Annotated in this window: 16 protein-coding genes and 2 pseudogenes; 6 read left to right on the top strand and 12 right to left on the bottom strand. The window is 55.3% G+C overall.

The window, feature by feature from the left end; all coding sequences use genetic code 11:
- Nucleotides 1-73: 73 nt before the first annotated feature.
- The 5 genes from DGA31_RS05370 to DGA31_RS05345 form a co-directional block, all read right to left on the bottom strand.
- On the bottom strand, nt 74-2,110 hold the full coding sequence (locus DGA31_RS05370) for a DUF3732 domain-containing protein (protein WP_109511824.1): 2,037 nt from the start codon (nt 2,108-2,110) through the stop codon (nt 74-76).
- On the bottom strand, nt 2,107-2,568 hold the full coding sequence (locus DGA31_RS05365) for a three component ABC system middle component (protein ID WP_109511823.1): 462 nt from the start codon (nt 2,566-2,568) through the stop codon (nt 2,107-2,109). The genes DGA31_RS05370 and DGA31_RS05365 overlap by 4 nt, the downstream gene beginning before the upstream one ends.
- 292 nt (nt 2,569-2,860) lie before the next feature.
- Nucleotides 2,861-3,754 carry a hypothetical protein gene (locus DGA31_RS05355; RefSeq protein WP_109511821.1) on the bottom strand — a complete coding sequence of 298 codons (894 nt, stop codon included), beginning with the start codon at nt 3,752-3,754 and terminating at the stop codon, nt 2,861-2,863.
- 253 nt (nt 3,755-4,007) lie between these two features.
- A complete protein-coding gene (locus tag DGA31_RS05350; RefSeq protein ID WP_109511820.1) occupies nt 4,008-7,526 on the bottom strand; it encodes a DEAD/DEAH box helicase in 3,519 nt (1,172 codons plus the stop codon).
- On the bottom strand, nt 7,510-8,289 hold the full coding sequence (locus tag DGA31_RS05345) for a Hachiman antiphage defense system protein HamA (protein ID WP_109511819.1): 780 nt from the start codon (nt 8,287-8,289) through the stop codon (nt 7,510-7,512). The genes DGA31_RS05350 and DGA31_RS05345 overlap by 17 nt, the downstream gene beginning before the upstream one ends.
- A 547-nt stretch (nt 8,290-8,836) precedes the next feature.
- Between DGA31_RS05345 and DGA31_RS05340 the strand changes: the two genes are divergently transcribed.
- From DGA31_RS05340 to tnpC, 4 genes and pseudogenes are all read left to right on the top strand, one after another.
- Nucleotides 8,837-9,196, top strand: a complete 360-nt coding sequence (locus DGA31_RS05340; protein ID WP_109511818.1) for a hypothetical protein — start codon at nt 8,837-8,839, stop codon at nt 9,194-9,196.
- Nucleotides 9,197-9,295: 99 nt separating this feature from the next.
- Nucleotides 9,296-9,628 (top strand): IS66-like element accessory protein TnpA, encoded by a 333-nt coding sequence (tnpA, locus tag DGA31_RS29535; RefSeq protein ID WP_152034997.1) that lies wholly within the window; start codon nt 9,296-9,298, stop codon nt 9,626-9,628.
- A complete protein-coding gene (tnpB, locus tag DGA31_RS30165) occupies nt 9,625-9,960 on the top strand; it encodes an IS66 family insertion sequence element accessory protein TnpB (RefSeq protein WP_152034996.1) in 336 nt (111 codons plus the stop codon). Before tnpA ends, tnpB begins: the two co-directional genes overlap by 4 nt.
- Before the next feature lie 83 nt (nt 9,961-10,043).
- Nucleotides 10,044-11,569 (top strand): annotated as a pseudogene (gene tnpC, locus DGA31_RS05325) (IS66 family transposase).
- A gap of 31 nt (nt 11,570-11,600) precedes the next feature.
- On the opposite strand, the pseudogene DGA31_RS05320 reads toward tnpC, so the two are convergent.
- The 3 genes and pseudogenes from DGA31_RS05320 to DGA31_RS05310 form a co-directional block, all read right to left on the bottom strand.
- Nucleotides 11,601-11,957: pseudogene (locus DGA31_RS05320) on the bottom strand (LLM class flavin-dependent oxidoreductase); the annotation flags it as partial.
- Entirely contained in the window at nt 11,954-12,358 is a 405-nt protein-coding gene (locus DGA31_RS05315) for a nuclear transport factor 2 family protein (RefSeq protein WP_161959146.1), read from the bottom strand. The pseudogene DGA31_RS05320 and the gene DGA31_RS05315, both read right to left, overlap by 4 nt.
- 78 nt (nt 12,359-12,436) lie before the next feature.
- Entirely contained in the window at nt 12,437-13,294 is an 858-nt protein-coding gene (locus tag DGA31_RS05310) for a sugar phosphate isomerase/epimerase family protein (protein WP_109511815.1), read from the bottom strand.
- A gap of 107 nt (nt 13,295-13,401) precedes the next feature.
- On the opposite strand from DGA31_RS05310, the gene DGA31_RS05305 reads away from it, so the two are divergent.
- On the top strand, nt 13,402-14,316 hold the full coding sequence (locus DGA31_RS05305) for a LysR family transcriptional regulator (RefSeq protein WP_109511814.1): 915 nt from the start codon (nt 13,402-13,404) through the stop codon (nt 14,314-14,316).
- Between the two features lie 109 nt (nt 14,317-14,425).
- Here the strand turns inward: DGA31_RS05305 and DGA31_RS05300 are convergent, their stop codons facing one another.
- The 4 genes from DGA31_RS05300 to DGA31_RS05285 all read right to left on the bottom strand — a co-directional run bounded on the left by DGA31_RS05300 (nt 14,426) and on the right by DGA31_RS05285 (nt 17,750).
- Nucleotides 14,426-15,514, bottom strand: coding sequence for a Gfo/Idh/MocA family protein (locus DGA31_RS05300; RefSeq protein WP_109511813.1), 1,089 nt, complete (start codon nt 15,512-15,514; stop codon nt 14,426-14,428).
- 100 nt (nt 15,515-15,614) lie between these two features.
- Nucleotides 15,615-16,418 carry an SDR family NAD(P)-dependent oxidoreductase gene (locus DGA31_RS05295; RefSeq protein ID WP_109511812.1) on the bottom strand — a complete coding sequence of 268 codons (804 nt, stop codon included), beginning with the start codon at nt 16,416-16,418 and terminating at the stop codon, nt 15,615-15,617.
- Between the two features lie 86 nt (nt 16,419-16,504).
- Nucleotides 16,505-16,810, bottom strand: coding sequence for a Dabb family protein (locus tag DGA31_RS05290; RefSeq protein WP_109511811.1), 306 nt, complete (start codon nt 16,808-16,810; stop codon nt 16,505-16,507).
- A 79-nt stretch (nt 16,811-16,889) separates the two neighbouring features.
- A complete protein-coding gene (locus DGA31_RS05285; protein ID WP_109511810.1) occupies nt 16,890-17,750 on the bottom strand; it encodes an intradiol ring-cleavage dioxygenase in 861 nt (286 codons plus the stop codon).
- Nucleotides 17,751-17,953: 203 nt separating this feature from the next.
- Between DGA31_RS05285 and DGA31_RS05280 the strand changes: the two genes are divergently transcribed.
- The gene (locus DGA31_RS05280; protein ID WP_109511809.1) at nt 17,954-18,868 is read left to right on the top strand and encodes a LysR family transcriptional regulator; all 915 of its coding nucleotides are present in this window, start codon (nt 17,954-17,956) and stop codon (nt 18,866-18,868) included.
- Nucleotides 18,869-18,914: the final 46 nt, after the last annotated feature.

The following is an 18,914-nucleotide window of genomic DNA, read 5'->3' as shown; positions in this document are numbered from 1 at the left end:
TTACAACGAGCAGCATCCACACAGCGCCTTGAAATATCGCTCACCGAGGGAGTTCAGGCGCTTGGCGGCAGCATCAATTTAACGGGGAGTTGGTGTCCGGTTTTGTAGGGGCTAATCCAGCGATGAATCCGCGATCTCGCCAGCGACGACGAACGAATGAGTTGAAGTCGTAGGGATCCTCAAGATCCAAATTATCTGCATGATCTGAGACGATGACCTGGGGCATCAAGCCAGTTTCTGCCTCTGTTTCCACACAGAACTCTGCCAGCTGACTGAACATGTTGTTCACTGCCACCAGATCTGCATCCTTTTTGTCGGATCTGTTTGCTTGCTCAGAGGCTTTCGTAGCCTCGAATGTCTTGTCCTTGTCCAGCGCGGGGAAGTACACCTGAGTAGGTTGGTCGAGAAAGAGAATAGGGGGTATCTTGCAGTCTTGATCGTGGTGTCGTGCGAATTGATAATGCAGCGCCATGAAGAGCGCCAGATGGGAGTAAAGCCAATTAGCGCCACTGCCCATGGAGCGCAGGTACACACGCTTCTCGTCGCTCTGCTGGTACCACAGCTCGAATGTAGTGAGGTCAAATTTCAGCTTGCAGGGGATGTAGGTTTCTTCGAAATTGAACCTGTCGCCATATCGAGCAAGCGCTGCATCAATTTTTTCAGAAAGGGCGGCGACCTTGGTGTCTAGGTCGTAGGCTTTGATCAAGCGTTTGAGCTCCTTCACCTCTTCCCTGAGCTTGAGCTCTTGCTCGCTGAGCTCGATGCCCGATTTCAGCTTTTGATTCCTCAGTCCGATCTCAAGCTCCACCTTGATTGAGATTGCCTGTTCATTGGGGTTCTTGGTCGTCGTGAGTTTTTCAAGCTCCGCATCAAGAGGGGCGGTGGCAGCCTGGATTTTAGCGAGCTCGTCGTTGTATTTACCGATCTGCTTGATGAGGGCGCGTTCTTCGTCGGCGTAGCTCTCGACGGCATAGCTTGAGAGGGTTAGCTCGCCATTGAGCCAAGTAATGGCGTCGAAGAGTTTACCTGCCGCTACAGTGGGTAAATCGGTGTGAGAGTCACACATCGGACAGTGAGTATGTGAGATCTGGGTCGATTTCGGCGTACCGTCCGCCCGCATAGCCTTGGTCAAACTTTTCGCGGAATTTATCGATTCACGCACCTGAGCGAGTTGTCGGGTAGCTGCCCTTTTCTTAGGCAAAATCACGGCAGCTGCATCCTCATGCGCCTGACGTTTTGCCTCAATCGAGTCGGACTGGAAGTTGATCCGCACCGCGCGTTGAGAGATTTCTTCTAGATACTTATGGGGTTTGGCGTAGAGCTCATCTGCCGTGGCGGTGGTGAGCGGATGGCCAGCCAGGGCTTCGTAGGTATCAAGAAGATGCTGGTAGTGTTCGACAACCTCTGCCTTTTTCTTTGCTTCACGGGGAATCTGGTTCTGGATCCTCTTAAGAGTCTCCTCGGCGACATTCAGCTCTTTGACTTTGTCAAAGTAGTCCTCGTGGACGAGCCCCATCAGAATTTTGAAATGCGCGATGGCTTGCTCACGCTTTTCCTTCTCATCAAACCGATAAAACACCGCATGCTTGTTGGCGACCAAATTTTGGTGCTGGAGCATGAAGCTTGCAAATGTGCGGATTGAGGGTGTCGGGGATTTCGCCCCAGGAACATTCAGCCTCCACGCCTCCTCATCCACATTCTTGAGGGTGATGTTGAAATATCGGCCGAGTTCTTTCTTAAAACGTGGCTCAGGATACTGGTGCCGCTCCTCGGTAAACCGCTCTGGGGTTGCCTGTAACGCTTCGAGCAAAGCTTGGTGAGTACCTGGCCATTCTGTGAGGTAGCAGCCACCATCCGAACTAGTACGGGCCGCCACCAGGAGATGGCTCGGGAACTCAAGCGCGATGAGATAGATCTTCGCCCGTTCGGTGATGCGCCCCACCGGTATCGTGTTTTCACTCGCGCCAAGGCAAAAATCGAAAATTTCCAAGATCGCGCTTTTGCCCGTGGAGGACGCGCCGGTGATGATGTTCAGTCCACGCTCGAACGGGACGTGATGCAGCTGGTCTTGAGTATCAACTACGCCGATGTAACGCAGAAAACAATTCATAGTGATTTGAGCCCTAACATCCTGTAGATCGTAACGATGTGCTCTGTCCCAAAGACGGTAGCGAGGCGTTCAGCCGCCTTCATGATCCTTGGATTAGCGTTCTCTGCTCTGTTTTCATCATGCAAGGTCACTCCCATCCGCTGGTCGAAGCCCAGACTTCCCTCGGCGGACAGAATCAGCAGGCATTCGTTGGTCAGTGACTTCATTTGCTGGACTCGCTCGACCAGCCCGGCCAACCTCTCGCGCTTTTCGCACATGGTTCGCAGCGAGCTGGTGCTCTTAGCCTTGTGAAGAAACTCTTGAGTCGGGGGATACAGCACCAGCGGGAGAATGAGGTAGCTCAGCAGCACGTCCTGTTCCGTGGTCTCTCTGTTGTTGTAAAACTGGTAGATGATCGGCGCCAGCGCGATGGGCGATCGCTGCAGCGTGTAAAGATGGTCGACTGGGCGTGCGTTCATTCGTCCCATAGCCTCCAATGAAATTCTTCATCTCGGGTGCCAGGCTCCTCATCCGCCAGCAAGTGATAGATGCCGTTTCGAAAGGTTTGAGGAGTGTCCTGAAAACTACACAGGGGAGTGACTGGGACGGCGCAGCTCTGCGAGAAGAACTGGCGGGAAGCCGCCAGCTTCTTCGACCTGTCGGAATTTGAGTCGAGGTTTTCCATGGCCGAATCTCTCGCCCAAAAAGCAGCCTCGTGATGATTGTGCTGGTAACGTGAAATGTCATCTGGGCTGACAGAGCAGTCCCGGATCATCCCTGAGACGTGCTCGTGCGCCTCAAGCAATTCAAGGTGGCGCGCGATAAATGTTTCTCCGCCCCGATCTCGATCAGCTTGCGGGCAAACCGCCGGCTTCGCAGGTGAGGCTCAGCCGCCTGACGGCTAATTAGTTCGGTGTTGATAGCGGGGAATGTTACCGGGCCCACCATGTGCCGTTTTGTAAGCTCCTGGAGCTTGGCGTTGAACTCACGCCCTTTGATTTCCCAGCCCTGGTCGATACGGCTGGCGTCCATCATGAAGCCGAACAGGTCATTGACGTAATCGTCTTTCCGGTTGGGGTTGATGCCGCCCAGCTTCTCTTTTTTATACGCCGCGATAAGGGCGGCCAGGTTTTGCTGCTCTGGCAGAATTCGAATCTTGGGAATTACGGCGAGGAGAGACTCTCGTGTCTCTTTGCTTAAGACAGCTTGTCGTTGCGAAGTAAGCTTACCTCGCATGGGCGGAGTGCCGTCAGCGGGCGGCTTCAACTCCTGCTTACGTGACTTGCGCTTGCCTATCACCGCGTCGATGGAGGTCAGCAGACCTAGGCGCTGGGATGGGTCGCTTTCGTTCCATTGACTCAGCGTTGATCTACTACCGAAGCTTTGCGTCGTCAGCAGGATTAACTCCTCAAACCGCTCATGATCGAACGCCGGCTTGAGCCAGTTATGCAGGGTGTTCCAGAAATTGGTGTGCCCGTCGGTGAGGTCGTCTTCCCACATCTTGACCTCTATGGCGCCCTCCCTATCGACGGCAACATCGCCGAATACCTCGATCCAGAGAGATTGATCATCGTCGAGCTTATGACAGTACTCGATGGCGACATGGATCTGGTACTTGATGGCTTCGAAGAGCTTTCGGGCTTCAAAATCGATTGTTGACTGCATGGCTAACCTAGCGGGTGCCCGAAGCACACCTCATTATTGTTGCCATGAGGACGTTCGGGGGATGGTGAATCCGAGGCTACTGCGCGGCGGCTCATGCATATTACCGTGACCAGTGGCAGATGGCCATTTTGGATCCTGATTGAGCTGCCAGTTTGGCCATTGGAGTACGCCAAGTTTCCACTGTGCACTCGGACATCCTTGGACAGGAGCGGCAGGTCATGCGCAGCGAGCTACGGGGCAAATCCCAAACTACCTATACGCCAGTCAAGTCCTGTGGGCCCAGATAAATGATGTCGATCGTGCTCGTGTCTTGGCCAACGTTGACGCGCAGCAATCCCCTCCGGGCGGGATTCATCGAATTTTGCAGAGTCCCTAGGAGTGCGCCGTCAACCGCTAATACTTGCGCTTTTCCTGCATGTTCGTACAGCTGAAGTGGGGTACTTGGAGGTGGTGAGGCGTCCAGCCAGTTGACCTTTCCCCAATAAGAACGTTTGGCCCACGTGTGACTCTCACGCGGCTCGAAACTACCCATGAAGTCGAGCCAGATGTTCCTCGTTTCGGCGGTCGGCCAATTGGGCGAAACGTTTAGCTGTGTCACCTCTTCTGAAAGAAGCCAGCTCCGGAGCTCATCACTTGTATCGAATGTGGCTCCGGTATCAGTGACGGCCTTGATGGCAGCCATCCTTGAGCTGAAGCCCGCTTGAATCAATAGTGCCGCTGCCCGGTTCAGCGTTCCAGTTTCAACTGCTGCGACGGCCAAGCCAAGCTCAAAATTATCGAGAGGTAGTTCAACGACCGTATCATCGTTAGCTTCTGCCCGGACTCGGATCGCCTCCATTGCCCAAGGCAGGCGATAGACAAGGCCGTTCTCTATAAATCTCAGGGTTTCTGAGGCTTCATCAGCAGAATGGCTGGTTATTGCTCGACCTTGCAGCCATCGCTTTAGAATGTCCTGCCAGTTTGCAGGTAGCGCGTCGGGCATGAAGGGATAAAAGGAAAACACGTGTTGAGCAATAGCAGTAAGAGCCTCGATTGCAACGCTTTCATCATCCTGGATTATTCCCGCGTTCGCCGTCACCAGCAATAGATTGAGCTCCTCTGCCAACGCGTCAAGAGTCTTGCCTGTGGCCAGCCCGATACCTGCCAGAAAGTAGCCTCGACGCTGGACGGAGCTAGTTTGGCTCCAAATCAGCGTGGCACGTGACCTCAGGCCTGCTTTCAACGCGTTCTGAGTGTTTTCATCACAACGAAGTAATCGGCGATGCCATAGCGAGGATTGAAGGATATCGTCAAGTGCAGACTCAATGTTGCTGTCGTCAACGTCACTTCCGCCAATCAAACTCAGGACGGCTGTGTCGAGAGTGGCCACATGTCGTTCCCAGTCGGCCCGAGCAACCTGGCTTTCCTCAGGCTTCTCTGAGTCAAGCTCAGGAAAGCTCCACGCCATTGCATTGTTGGCGACGTACTCGACTAACGCGTCAATGTCGCCCCCAATTTTTCTCGACATGCGCACTAGCAGCGTGCCAACAAGCTGGACTAGTCCGCTTTCCATGTTGCGGGCGCCTAGGTCACTGATCAATGCTTCCCAATTTTTTCGTCGCTGTCCTGCCTTGTCGAAGATGGGGAAAAGCACCATACCTTCGACATCGACGTAAGCTCGTCCTGCCCGACCAATAACATTCTTGAATTCAGAAATATCAATTCGCTCGCCCGATCGGTGCAAGGAATGCATCACCACTGCGGTGGCAGACAAATTTAAGCCTTGCGCTAGGGTAGGTGAGGATATTGTGACCCTGAGGACACCTTCGCGAAGCAAGCGCTCAACCTCCTTGCGATACGCCGTAGGCAACGCCCCGTGATGCAGCGCAACACCCAGGCGCAGGCATTTCAGGATTGAGCTCTCCGCTCCGAGCCATTCTTCGCCAAGTGCGATGGCAGTCCTCAGCTTGGCGGGATCAACCTCAAGAAGAGATCGGAGAGCTTCGCGCTCGTAGAGATCAATAATCACATCCGCATAAGGTTCGACGCTGCTTCGTTGTGGGCAGAAGATGAGTACAGTTTGCCCATCATCAATAAGGCGCCAAGCTGTAGCAAGGCAGAGTTCGCGTTGATCATTAGGAAAAATCTTCGTCCGGCGGCGTTTTGGCCGCACCCAGGCTGGGGGAACGCTCCCCTCTAGATAACGTTGCACCCAAGGGCGCTCATCACCAACGCGCAGACTGAGACGGGCGGTGGAGTTGGTGGCATTCCAAGTGACTTCACCGAACCGAAGCCGGGTAGGGCGCCAATCGTTTTTGATCAGATCGCCTGGGTGATCTTTGCGCAGCCAGTTAGAAAAGTCTTCCAACTGATCGCCATCTGGAAGGATTGCCGATAGACACACAATTCGGCGTTGATCCGCGTCTGCACGACGCAGCAAGCGTTGGATTTGTACTTCGTAGCGTACTTCACGTTCGTTGAGACCTATCATGTGGCCTTCATCGAAAACCAGCAGGCCGACGTCGTTCAGGAGGTCTGGGTCATTGCGCAGGGCAAAGTCTATTTTCTCTGGTGTTGCGACGATGATGTTTCGGCCTCTGATTGAGTCCTCATCAATGCCGCTGACGCCAATGCTGCCGTAAAGCGCAGAGATCGTTTTACCAAGAGGCCCAAAGCTTCTCTGCAGAGTAACCTCAGTCTGAGCGGAAAGCGCCCGTAATGGAGTGATAAACGCGACACGCTTGCCGGCAGCCAGGCACCGAAGGATGCAAAGCTCTGCGATTCGGGTTTTCCCCGCGCTGGTCGGGAGCGAAACCACGAGATCGTCAGTTTGATCAGATGCTCGGTGGGCAGCATCGATTTGTGAGGGCCAAAGATCAAGCTCAGCACGAGGTCGCTGGTGCAGTAGGGCAATGAACAGCTCACGGAGCTGTGGCCAGTCGGCTGCCTCTCCTCCGGTGGGTTGAGGCGGTACATTGATGTGGAAAGTGTTAGACCACAGGTCTGTGATCAAATGAATCGCAATTCGGTACGCCCACCACTGGGGAAGCATGTTCATTTCACTGGAAATGGCGAGGCCAGTTCCAAGCCGATCCTTCGCTTGCGTAACCAGTACTTCTTCACCTCGTTCAAGCGCGGATATGAAAAGCGCCATCCCCGCCATGAAAGTATCCGTCAATGCGGTGTCGAGACTTTCGAAAAGGAAGTCATCACTGTCCTCCGATAGTTCTTCTGCGGCCTCCAACCTGTCCAGGGTTCCCTTAATTTCGGCGGCGATGGCCGCGTCGCTACCCTGCCCAGATGCACGATAGTCGAAGACCATCGTGCGAAGCTCTTGGAGGTTGCGTCTCATGAGCAAAGCGAGTGCTCGCTCTGGTAATGTGAAATTATTTTCCGTTACTACAGCTTGAAGCAACGAGTAGGCCCTAGCTGAGAGGTGCGCTAGGTGGTAGCTCGCGGCCGTCATGACAAAGTGAAAGTCTCGATCTATTTCTCCGGGATTGCCTTTGGCGATTACGGCTTCAAGAGCAGTCGCCGCTTGTTCGAACGCAGTGCGAGCCTGGGCTGAGTCGCCCTGAAGATCTCGCAAGCGCAACCCAAGGCCGAGTAGGGAGTAGCCGTATGAGTGCAGGTCATAGCTAAGCTGTGGCGCGAACTCAGGGGCATCGGGGGGAAGCACCCCGTCACGCCAGATAATTGCTCTTGCTTGGCCTCGCGCGATGAGACGGCCGCGGAAACCTGCGGTTGCCGCTTCGGCAATACTCGCGACGATTGCTTCAGGTGTTGTTGGCATTAGCGATCACCTGATCATAGACAGCGGCAACGAAGAGGGGGTGCTCATCCACATGCAAGCCTATGGCCCACTGTTGGATGGCCCCGGGATAGCTTTTTAAAGCTGCGGTCAGAAGCGCTTCTGGCGCATTGCCTGAAAAGGTAAAAAGCAGATGTCGAACGTCCTTAGGCTGTATGCCGTCGATAAGCTGAGCGTCATCAATAGCATCCGCCAGCTGTTCGTTGCCCAATTCCAGCAAGCGCTCGGCGATGAACGCGAGCGCGTGAGCAGAAGGCAGACCACCGTCCTTATCAAGGCCTTGGCGAGCCTCCGTTAGCACTTTGTTTGTGAGTTTGGCCCGACTCTTCGCTTCTGCCTTGATGAAGATCAGTCGATGTGTGGCAGGATCCTCCAACATGCCAATGACGTCATCGCCTCGCATCGCCATGTTCCGGTGGTCTTTCCAGCGAAGTCTTTTGATCAAAGCGCGAAAGCCGCCGCTCTGCGTATCAATCCACTCCGTCGCATAGATCTCGCCGAGGTCACCTGACCGGATCTGCTTGGATGTTGGAAGCTTACCCTCAATTAACTCAGCTGTGGCCGGCTTACCAAGACGTGCAAGTGCTCGTGCTATGCGTTCTTCTGAAGCGTAATGTCCTGGGATGACAGAGGCTGTCGCATCAACCCCTGTCTGACGGTTGGCTGTCTGACCCGTCAGCACTCTGCGAAAGTGGTTCCCAACAGGCTCATCAGCGCAATCGCACCAATCGTTGAACTGCACCATCTAGTTTCTTCCTTGAAGACTTTTCCGCGAAGTGATGAAGCTGGCTACGTCCCTTAGCAGAGCGCGCGGGGTGGCCGACGTGAGTATCAGTCTATCCGCGGGGGGCTAGTCCAGGCTATTCAAATTCCCTTCCAGACGGTTTCCCAAGATTGCAGGCGCTAGCGAGCGATAGACCTACGAGGTGTAAGATTTGACGACATAACAGAGGCTCTAAATCGGCTCAGCATGTTCAAGGGACGCTGCCGTGAGGATCGTAGCACTTGGCATCGAAATATCGGCAAGAGCACAAATGTACTCTTACCTCTTCATCCTGTGGGCATCTCCAATTCCTGGCACGGCTTCAACCTGTTCCAGGCCGCCCAATCTAATACAAAACGCTGGCTGATCGTCCCTCTGGCTCGCTCGCGTTTAAACCTTTAATCACCAGCGGCGGATGCTGAGGGTGTCCAACGATCAAGCAGTCACTTGCTTTGCGCGCGTAAAGGTCAACCCGAAGACGCTTAACATTGGGCTAGAATGTCGAAATTTTTAGGCGTAGGGATTCTGCATGTTTTTGGAATGGACGCCATCAAGGCTCGGGCGCTTGTTAACCGGATCTGCGCGCTGGCGCCTTCTAGTCGAGAGCGATCGCGTCGTCGTAATCGTCGGTGGTCAGCAGTACCACATAGCCCCTGAAACGCTTCCAAGCTTTGAAATCAAACGCCGCTTGTTGTGGTCTGAACTCGTGTGGCCGGCAAGCGCGGGCGTGCGCTTTGGTGGTCTTTGGAACCTACACGCCCCGACCCTGCACCGTGCGGTGGACGATCTCCTCAAACGATTTCGCTGCCACCGGTTCGACTCCTACTATGCGAAGCTTTCCCAGTGGCTGACAGAAGTTGATCATGCATTAGCTATCGCTGATGAGTAACCGTCCGGGCAACACACCTTCCTGACACCATCGCTTAAGGCGATGGTGTCCACCTAAATTTAAGTGGACACCATTTCTAGCCTTTTTAAGCGGACGCCTATGCCACAAGAACGCCGTTCCTATTCCAAGTCCTTCAAGGCCCAGGTCATCGCCGAATGCGCTCAGCCTGACACCTCAATCGCCAATGTCGCGTTGACCCACAACCTCAACGCCAACCTCGTCCATAAATGGATACGCGTGCATGCGCAGAAAAACCTGACACTTCAAACCGCCTTTATCCCGGTCAAGACATCGTCGCCGGTGCCGATACATCAGGCCCTTCCTGCCACGATCCGAATCGAAGTGCCGCATTCAAAAGGCGTAGTCGTGGTGAGTTGGCCGGCAGAAAATGCAGCGGCGTGTTCTGCTTTCCTGCGAGACCTGCTGCGATGATCCGCATCGACTCCATCTGGCTCGCCACCGAGCCCATGGACATGCGCGCCGGCACTGAAACTGCGCTGGCGCGAGTTGTTGCGGTGTTCGGTGCGGCGAAGCCGCACTGCGCTTATCTGTTCGCCAACCGCCGCGCCAATCGTATGAAAGTGTTGGTGCATGACGGCGTGGGGATTTGGCTTGCAGCCCGGCGCTTGAATCAAGGACGTTTCTTTTGGCCGGGCGTGCGGCACGGCTCTGAGGTTGAGTTGGATGCCGAGCAACTTCAAGCCTTGGTGCTCGGCTTACCTTGGCAACGCGTCGGTTCCGCAGGAGCCATCACAGTGCTCTAACTCGCCTGCCATGGCGCGCTTGCCAGCGCAATTGGCCCTTCCGTCTATCGCCGCCACTGGCCCTCTCTGGCAAAATCGGCGGCATGACTTTGCATCCGAATCTCGATCAATTAAACCCTGAAGAACTGCGTGCCCTGGCGGCGCAGTTGATCCAGCGCGTCGAGACGATGGACAAGCAAATCACTCATCACAAGTCGGTCAACGAGAAACTGGCCCACGAGATCGCGCTGCTCAAACGCTTCAAGTTTGCCAAGCGCAGCGAGCAGTTGAGCCCGGATCAAGCCAGCCTGCTCGACGACTTGATCGATACGGATATCGCCGCTATCGAAGCCGAACTTGAGGCGCTGCAACTGGCACCTGTCGAAGCCAAAGTGCGCCAGCAACCCAAGCGCGCACCGCTGCCACCGCAGTTTCCTCGCACACTGATCCATCACGAACCGGACAACAGCCACTGCCAGTGCGGCTGCGCCCTCAAGCGCATCGGCGAGGATGTCAGCGAGAAGCTCGACTACACGCCGGGCGTGTTCACCGTGGAGCGTCACATCCGTGGCAAGTGGGTCTGCGATCAGTGCGAAACCCTGATCCAGGCACCGGTTCCGGCGCAGATTATCGACAAGGGCATCCCGACCGCCGGCCTGCTGGCCCACATCATGGTGGCCAAGTTCGCCGACCATCTGCCGCTGTATCGCCAAGAGAAAATCTTCGGCCGCGCCGGGCTGCCCATCGCCCGTTCGACCTTGGCGCAGTGGGTGGGCAACTGCGGCGTGCAATTACAGCCGCTGGTTGATGCGCTGCGCGAAGCCGTGCTGACGCACGGCGTCGTTCACGCCGACGATACGCCGGTACAAATGCTGACGCCTGGCGCGAAAAAACTCATCGCGCTTACGTCTGGGCTTATGCCACCAGCCAGTTCTCCGATCTGGCGGCGGTCGTTTACGACTTCAGCCCGAGCCGCGCTGGCGAACATGCTCGAGTCTTCCTGGGCAGTTGGAACGGCAAGCTGGTCTGCGACGACTTCGCTGGCTACAAGGCAGGCTTTGAACTGGGCGTTACAGAGATCGGCTGCATGGCCCATGCACGCCGCAAGTTCTTCGACCTGCACGCGACCAACAAGAGCCAGATCGCCGAAAAAGCGCTGCACTACATCGCGGCCTTGTATGACGTTGAACGAGAAGTCCGCGAGCTGGAACCGGGTGATCGACAGCGAGTACGGCAGGAAAAAGCAGCGCCAATCGCCGACGCACTTCATACCTGGATGACCGCCCAAAGACAGCTTGTGCCTGAAGGTTCGGCCATCGCCAAGGCCGTGGATTACAGCCTTAAACGCTGGATAGCGCTGACGCGCTATCTCGATGACGGTGCTGTGCCCATCGATAACAACTGGTGCGAGAATCAAATCCGGCCGTGGGCTCTTGGGCGCTCGAACTGGCTATTCGCAGGCTCGTTACGCAGCGGTAAACGTGCGGCGGCGATTATGAGCTTGATCCAGTCGGCGCGGCTCAATGGGCATGATCCATATGCTTACTTGAAGGATGTTCTTACACGCCTGCCGACGCAGCGTGCGAGTGAGATTACCGAGCTGTTGCCGCACAGGTGGATGCCCGTTTAATCACGCAAGGTGTGTTGGGCAGACGCTTACACTGATCGACCGATGCCGCAGCTTTCGCCAGATGAATAGGATGGCGCAGCGGTAGCACCGCACTGGATGTCCCCAGCGCTATTCGTTCGGTCTTGGCAGCCAGGTATCCCAGGTAAACGAAAGGGTCGAACACCTGGCCGACGTCGCCAAAAGTGGGGTCGAGCAGCGGAACATCGCGAGCCCAGAGTGCTGCAAAACCAAGTTGCTCAGCCCTGCAGGCGAGTTCTGCGTGATTGGCCAGCGTCGGTACTGCACCCTTGTAGGACTCGATGGCCATGATGAAGCCGAGGGTGAGGCGTCCTTGCTGAAAGGCGCGCTCGAATCCAGTGTGGTGACTCAGATCGACGCCAAAACTCATTGGGCAGCCACCGCAACGCCATAGGAGTCTTCGAAGAAGCGGTAGCGCGCGATCAGTTCGTTGACGACTTCAAATTCGATCGCGAACTCGCTGGTGATGGTTTTGCCGGTACGAATTATTTGGCACTGCAGAGAGCCCAGCGCGACACCGCGTTCGTAATCGGCCATCAGCCACTTGATGTTGAATTCCTGGGGCTGCAGGTAGGTTCCAAAATCACGATAAAACGCAGCCACTGCAGCACGGCCTTTGCGCTCGCCAACCCAGGGGGCTATGTCAGACGTACCCGGAATGCTCCAGTCCACATCTTGGCTGAAACACTCCGCAATGGCTTCCGGGCTTTGTCCGGACGAGATCTTTGCGAAAAGGGTGCGGATCACTTCGAGGGTTTTTTCAGTGCTCACGGTTTCGCGGCTCCGATTGATAATGAGGGGGGCTTTCAGCTCCGCGTGGGGGCGCTGAAAGCAGGTACGACAAGTGAATTATTTACCGAATTGGCTCATGGTTTTTTCGTAGGCGCTATTTGCCATCTGCTCTAGAGGAAGCTTGCGGTGGGTGTCAGACAACACTTCCAGACCCCAAGGGCCTTCATAGCCAGCAGCCTGAACAGCTTTTATGAATGCCGGGATGTCGAAGGTGCCGTCACCCGGCAGGACACGCTTGTGAATGGTGTCCATCCACAGCGGCTCAATGGCGTACTTGTGTGCATCGTTGAGCTCGATCGACTTGATGAAGCGAGCAGGAATCTTGGAGATATCGTTGAAGTCGACGCCACCACGCTGCAGGTGCCAGATGTCGAGCAGCAGACCGCCGTTTGGCTGGTTTGCGCCTTCCACGATGGCCAAAGCGGTTTCGATGGTGCGTACGTTGCTGAAAGGCATGATTTCCAGAACGATGTTGGTACCGACTTCTGCAGCCTGTTGGCTGAGCAGGGTGAACTCTTTGACCATCAGCTCGATGTCTGCAATGTCCTCACCGATGCCAGGGCCGATCTTGATGGAGCGCACGCCTAAGGCTTTGGCTGCTTCAAGCAGTTCCTGGCGTACCTTGTCCGACTGACGACGACGTTCGCCGGTGTGATACCAGTCAACCAGGAATTCCAGCTCGACATGCTTGATACCGTTCTTTTCGAGAATGGTTTTCATGGCGGGATATCCAATCTTATCGACGGTATCCATCATGCCGTTGTGAACCAGGCCGATGCCTTTAAAGCCAGCGTTACCGGCAGCTTCCATCCGGTCTTCGAACGAGTACGGGCTGACCTCGGTCGGACCCATCGGATAGATGTCACCCGCAATAGTCCAATACGCAGCAAGCAGCTCAATGTTTTGAGTATTCATTTTCTCTGTCCTCTTTAGGGTTGGAATCAACTTGGGAACAGATTAGGGTAGAGCTTTGATGCGATAAACCTCATTAGGCTCCTTTTATAGTGGAGTAAAGGTCGACAATGGCGCAGGTTGAACAGGCTTTAAGTGGTGTGTTGATCTTCGTGACGGCCGCACGGGCTGGAAGCTTTACAGTGGCTGCTGATCGGCTTGGCATTACCAAATCAGCGGTGGGGAAAAGCATCGCGAAGCTCGAAGAAAGGCTCGGATGCAAACTCTTTCATCGAACAACACGAAGCTCGGGCCTGGCCGTAGATGGCGAGGCCTACTTCGCAAGCTGCTCGGCTGCGGTAGATGAAATCCTCGCCGCAGAGGCATCATTGACCAGCCATCAACAAACGCCCAGTGGACGCCTAAGGGTTGACCTGCCTGCCGCCTATGGCCGGAGCGTTGTGCTGCCGGTGCTGCTGGAAATCCTGGATTCGAATCCTGACCTCAAGTTGACGGTGACCTTCGCCGATGCCGTCATTGACCTGATCGAAGAGGGGATCGATTTCAGTATTCGCTTTGGAACATTGAAGGATTCCAGCGGCCTTGTAGCTCGTCGACTTACCGTGCAGAAGCAGATTATATGTGCCTCACCCAAATATCTCGCTAAGCACGGCTGCCCTGAATCTCTGGAGGAGCTGCAGAACCACAGTTGCATCGTCAACTACCGACGTGGGCAGCGGACGACTTGGAGCGTTCTGGATGGGGACGGAGAACTCACACGCATCACTCCCCCCGGAACTCATGAAGTCGGAGATGGCGATGCCATCGTTTCCATGACGGTGGCTGGGCAGGGTATTTGCCAGATGCCGAGCTCTTTAGTTCGAGATCATCTTGAGGCGGGGCGGCTAGTTCAGGTTCTTGAAAAATACAATCCAGGTGACGTGGAGATCCATGCGGTATGGCCCCAAACACGTCACCTGCTACCGAAGGTTCGGCGTGTCGTGGATGAACTCGTACTGCGGGCAGAGCGTGGGGCGCTGGATTGAATAGCGTTTTGCGATCTCGAATGCGCGCCAGCAGGAAAGCCCCACTGGCGTTTATCGGTCATGGGGAGTATTCCGCTGCCCAGGCTGGGTCTGGGCAGCAAAAATAACTTCAGACCAAGGTTACTTCCTGCCCGAGAAGTTCTGACGATTTGAAAAGCGCCTCGAGGATCAGGTTGATATTGTGTGCCTGAGTTGCGGGAACTTGAGATGGCAAGCCTTCAGTAAGTGATTTAACAAAGACGGCAGCTTCTCGATCAAAATAAACCGGGTTGCCAATTTCAGCGATCTCAGGTGAATACACGGTTTTTCGCACAGCCCATACTTCAGGGAAACTCGTTTCGTTCCAATGCGTCCAGCCTTGGGAGTGGCCAACCTTTCCATCGTGATACAGCTTGTACGAGGCGGGCATTGGGGTGGAGTGCATCACACCGTGCGTACCGTACGCTGTCATGTCCCAGCTTTCCGTCCAGGGCAGGGGATCCCAGGACATGAAGTCGATGGTGACTACTTTGTCGTCGTAATTCAGCATCGCGGTGGCGGCGTCTTCGCGCGCCGAATCACTCATTTGACCTGCAAACTTGGTGATCCTGGCGTTCACGGAGTTAGGCATACCAAAGTGCAGCAGGATCCGGTCGATGGTGTGGCATCCAATCACGTAGAAGGCGCCACCCAGGTCTCCTGGCTGTTTCATGTGGTTGGTGTCGGCCTCGTCATGCGAGCAACCTGCATGAGCCCGCACCTGAAGCACCTTACCGATCTCTCCGCTTTGGAGTACTTGCTGCATTTTTTCCACTGCCGGCGAGAACCTCCAGCAGTAACCCACCTGGAAGAGGTTACCGGTGCGCTCAACCGCTTCCACGATGCGCAAGGTATCGGTCGAGTGACGGCCTGCAGGTTTCTCACACAGCACCGCCTTGCCTGCTTCCAATGCCTCGATGGCCCAGTCAGCCATCAAGTAACTTTTGGGATGCACCAGGACGATGTGTACGTCGGGGTCGCTTAGAATGTCGTCCTTGCTGCGCGCCTGAAGACCCAGCGCGTCGGCAAAAGGTTCAAGCAGCGGACTGTCGTCGTAGGCCCCGAGAAACGCTACGCCCGGGATACGCTGGAAGGCCTTTACACGCCCTGACGTGTGAGGGTGGGTGATTCCCAGGCACGCCACACCCAGCTTGGTTTGATTGTCGATCTTGATAGCCATCATCTATCCTTTTGTTTTTGTGGTCAGTACGGATGCCACGTATGGCAGAGGCTCCCAGGAGTCTTGCTCCCCGGGCGCGCGTGTCAAAGTGGGTGGGCGGTCATATCACCGAGCGGATGCTGCCACCGTCGACACCCCAAACACTGGAGGTCACAAAGGACGCCAGATCAGACGCCATGAAGACAATGACATTAGCCACCTCTTCCGGAGTGCCAAGGCGATCAAGAGGGAGTTGGCGTAGCGACATCTCATGCTCCACTGCGGCTTGAGGCTCCATCCCATGGACTTTGGCCATGGTCTCAGCGAAGCCGCCCGACTTGGTCCAGAAAGGCGTCCAGATAGGGCCCGGCGCAACGGCGTTGACACGGATGTGCGGGCCTTCACTGCGGGCCAAGCCTTTGGTTACGGCGAGAACAGCTGCTTTAGAGGCGGAGTAGTCAAGTGGGCAGGGTTCTGGCTGTCGGGCAAGGTCGGAGGCGTTGTTGATAATGACGCCGCTTTGTTGAGCCCGCATCACCGGGAGGATTTTGCGGCAAGCACGTACGTAGCTCATGAAGTTGAGTTGCATGGTTGCTTCCCAGTCTTCATCAGTCAGGTCGTCGAACATCCGCACGGCGCCAGAGCCTACGTTGTTGACGAGCACATCAACCTTCCCGCCGTAGATGGCCAGAACGCTGTCGATGCCATCGTTCATGCCGCTCAGACTGCTGAGGTCAGCTTGACTGACAGCAACTGTGGCGCCCAGAGCCTCAGCCTCGTGCTTCAGTTCTGTGAGGGCTCCTTCATCCCAGTCCAACAACGCGAGCTGGCTGCCTTCGGCTGCAAACGCCAGCGCAGTGGCGCGACCGATACCTTTCGCTGCGCCGGTGATGAGCACGATCTTGCCGGCAAGGTTGGTTTTCATATCTGATACCTTCTTTTTTTGAGCTGTTGAAGCACGGGGTGCTCGTTTCTTATTGAATCGAAGCTCAGTGTTAGAACAGGTGTTTATTACATGAAGTAGTCAACCTGGTGCCGAGCAGTGCGAACGTTTCCTAGCGCTTCGCGAACTCGCAAATGAGCGGGGTGCGTGGCATAACCCTGCAGCGCTTCCATGGAATCGAATTCCGAATACAACACCACATCACAGGCATAATCGATCTTGCTGAAGTCGACGCCGATCTCTAGCTTGAGAAGGCCAGGAATTACACTGCGAAGCCCTTCGAAAGCATTTTTGAGCTTTTCTATATTGGCTGAGCGCTCATGCTCAGTTTCGCCAAGCAAGTTCCACATGACGATGTGTTTGACGGGTCGCATAGTCCTCTCCGAGGTAAGTGTGCGAGTACTGGCTATGGCCTGCACACTGCAAGCCGGGTAGACAAGAAATGTATGTGCGCTAAGCGTTGTGCAGGATGAAGTCAAAATCCAGGGTGTAATAAAGAGAGTCGATCGAGTTACCGTACGGATCGATTCCACTCTCATGGCGAACCCAGTCTGCAATCAGGGACGAACGGACACCGAATACCGCATCCGAATCCAGATAGTCGCCACCCTCTCGGAACACGTGGGTGACTAGACGCTGATATCCAGGGGCAGTGATCATGAAATGCAGGTGGGCAGGGCGCCATGGATGCCGATTTAACGCCTCCAGCATCTTTCCAACCGGGCCATCATGGGGAATGGGGTAGCACTCAGGAACGATCGTGCGGAAGTGGTAATGCCCGTTGGCGTCGGCCTGGATAATCGCCCGTCCGTGGTAGTCCTCCAGGCCAGGCTTCTGGACGTCGTAGAAGCCGGCGTCGTCGGCTTGCCAGACTTCAATGGTCGCATTTGGAATGGGGGTGCCATCTTTGGCTGTAACGGTGCCCTTCACAAACCAAGGGACACCTGGAAGCCCGCCACTGATGTCTTCGCCCAAGTCGTAACGAGGAGCGTTGGCGACATGGAAGGGTCCGAAAACCGTGGCTTCAGTGCAGCCTTCCGGCTTCTTGTGATTCTGGGCGATAACCAACGTCGACAGGCCCAGCGTATCGGACAGGAGGATGAATTCCTGTCGTTTGTCGGTGGTGATATGACCGATTGCGGTCAGAAACTCGATACCCTTTTCCCATTCCTCCTCGGTCAGATTAGTCTCCCGCGCAAATGCGTGGAGGTGCTGAACGAGTGAGGTCACGATCTCATGCAGGCGCTGATTCTCGGTCCCGGCATTTCGAGTGAGGACAGCTTGTGTGATCGTCTGCTCATCTAGGTTTCGCATGGAGATGCATCCTTTTTTTATTTGAGTCAGGAGAGACCTGAGGTGACCTACTCCTGGGGAACATCAGCTGTTGGCTGGCAGATGCCTGTTCCCGAAACTATAGCGATACGCTAAAGTCACTGGCGGTGGAATAAAATACTAAAAATGAAAATCTTTCTTTCACCACAGAAATAATCTCCCCCTTCTTGTGTGGATGCCTAAGGATGGATCGATTTACTGAGCTCGAGCTTTTCGTATACACGGCTGAACTGGGAACGCTGAGTCGCGCGGCTGAAAAGCTGGAAATTTCCAATGCCGCTGCCAGTCGTCACCTCGCCGCGCTCGAAACACGGCTCGGCGTTCGGCTGGTGGAGCGGAGTACGCGCCGTTTATCACTTACCAACTCAGGGCATGACTTTTATGCAAAATGCAAAAGCCTGCTCGCTGAGTTAGCGGATGCAGAGGCCACGGTCAGTGCTGCTCTGATTGAGCCAGCGGGCACTCTGACGATCAGCGCCACCATCTCTTTTTGCATGTTGCATATCGCCCCCATCGTGCCTGAGTTTCAGCGCCGCTACCCCGGAATCAAGGTCAAGATCATCGGCGCCAACCGGTACTACGACATCATCGACAGTGAGATTGATTTAGCGGTTCGAACGCGTGAATACGAAGCCGATTCGAACATTACTGTCCGTCGGCTGGCCGAGACCAGGCGTGTACTCGCCGCTTCGCCCAAATACCTCCAGCGCAAGGGGATCCCCAGGACCGTGCAGGATTTGGCCGAGCATGATGTGCTGATCTATAGCCTTGCGAACCATCCCAACACGATGGAGTTCACTCGGGATGGGGTGCATGAAAGCATCAAGGTGCAACCGGCCTTGGAGACGAACGACGGTCAGATTGTCAGGGCAGCAGCACTGGCGGGGGCAGGGATACTGGTACAGCCCAAGTACATCATCTATGACGACCTAGTAGCCGGTAGACTGATACCCGTGATGGATGATTGGGATCTGCCTCGATTGACCATCAATCTGGCGTTTCAGGACCGACGTCACATGCCCGCAAAGACTCGCCTTTTCATCGACTTCTTGCTCGATCACTTCAAGCGTAGCGACTACGAGCGTTACTGGACTCGATGAAAAAAGCCCACTCGACTTCCTTCACGGTCACCGAGTGGGTAAGGCA

The sequence above is a fragment of the Pseudomonas ovata genome, from assembly GCF_003131185.1.
Taxonomy (GTDB): Bacteria; Pseudomonadota; Gammaproteobacteria; order Pseudomonadales; family Pseudomonadaceae; genus Aquipseudomonas; species Aquipseudomonas ovata.
This window is presented reverse-complemented; position numbering and strand designations above follow the sequence as displayed.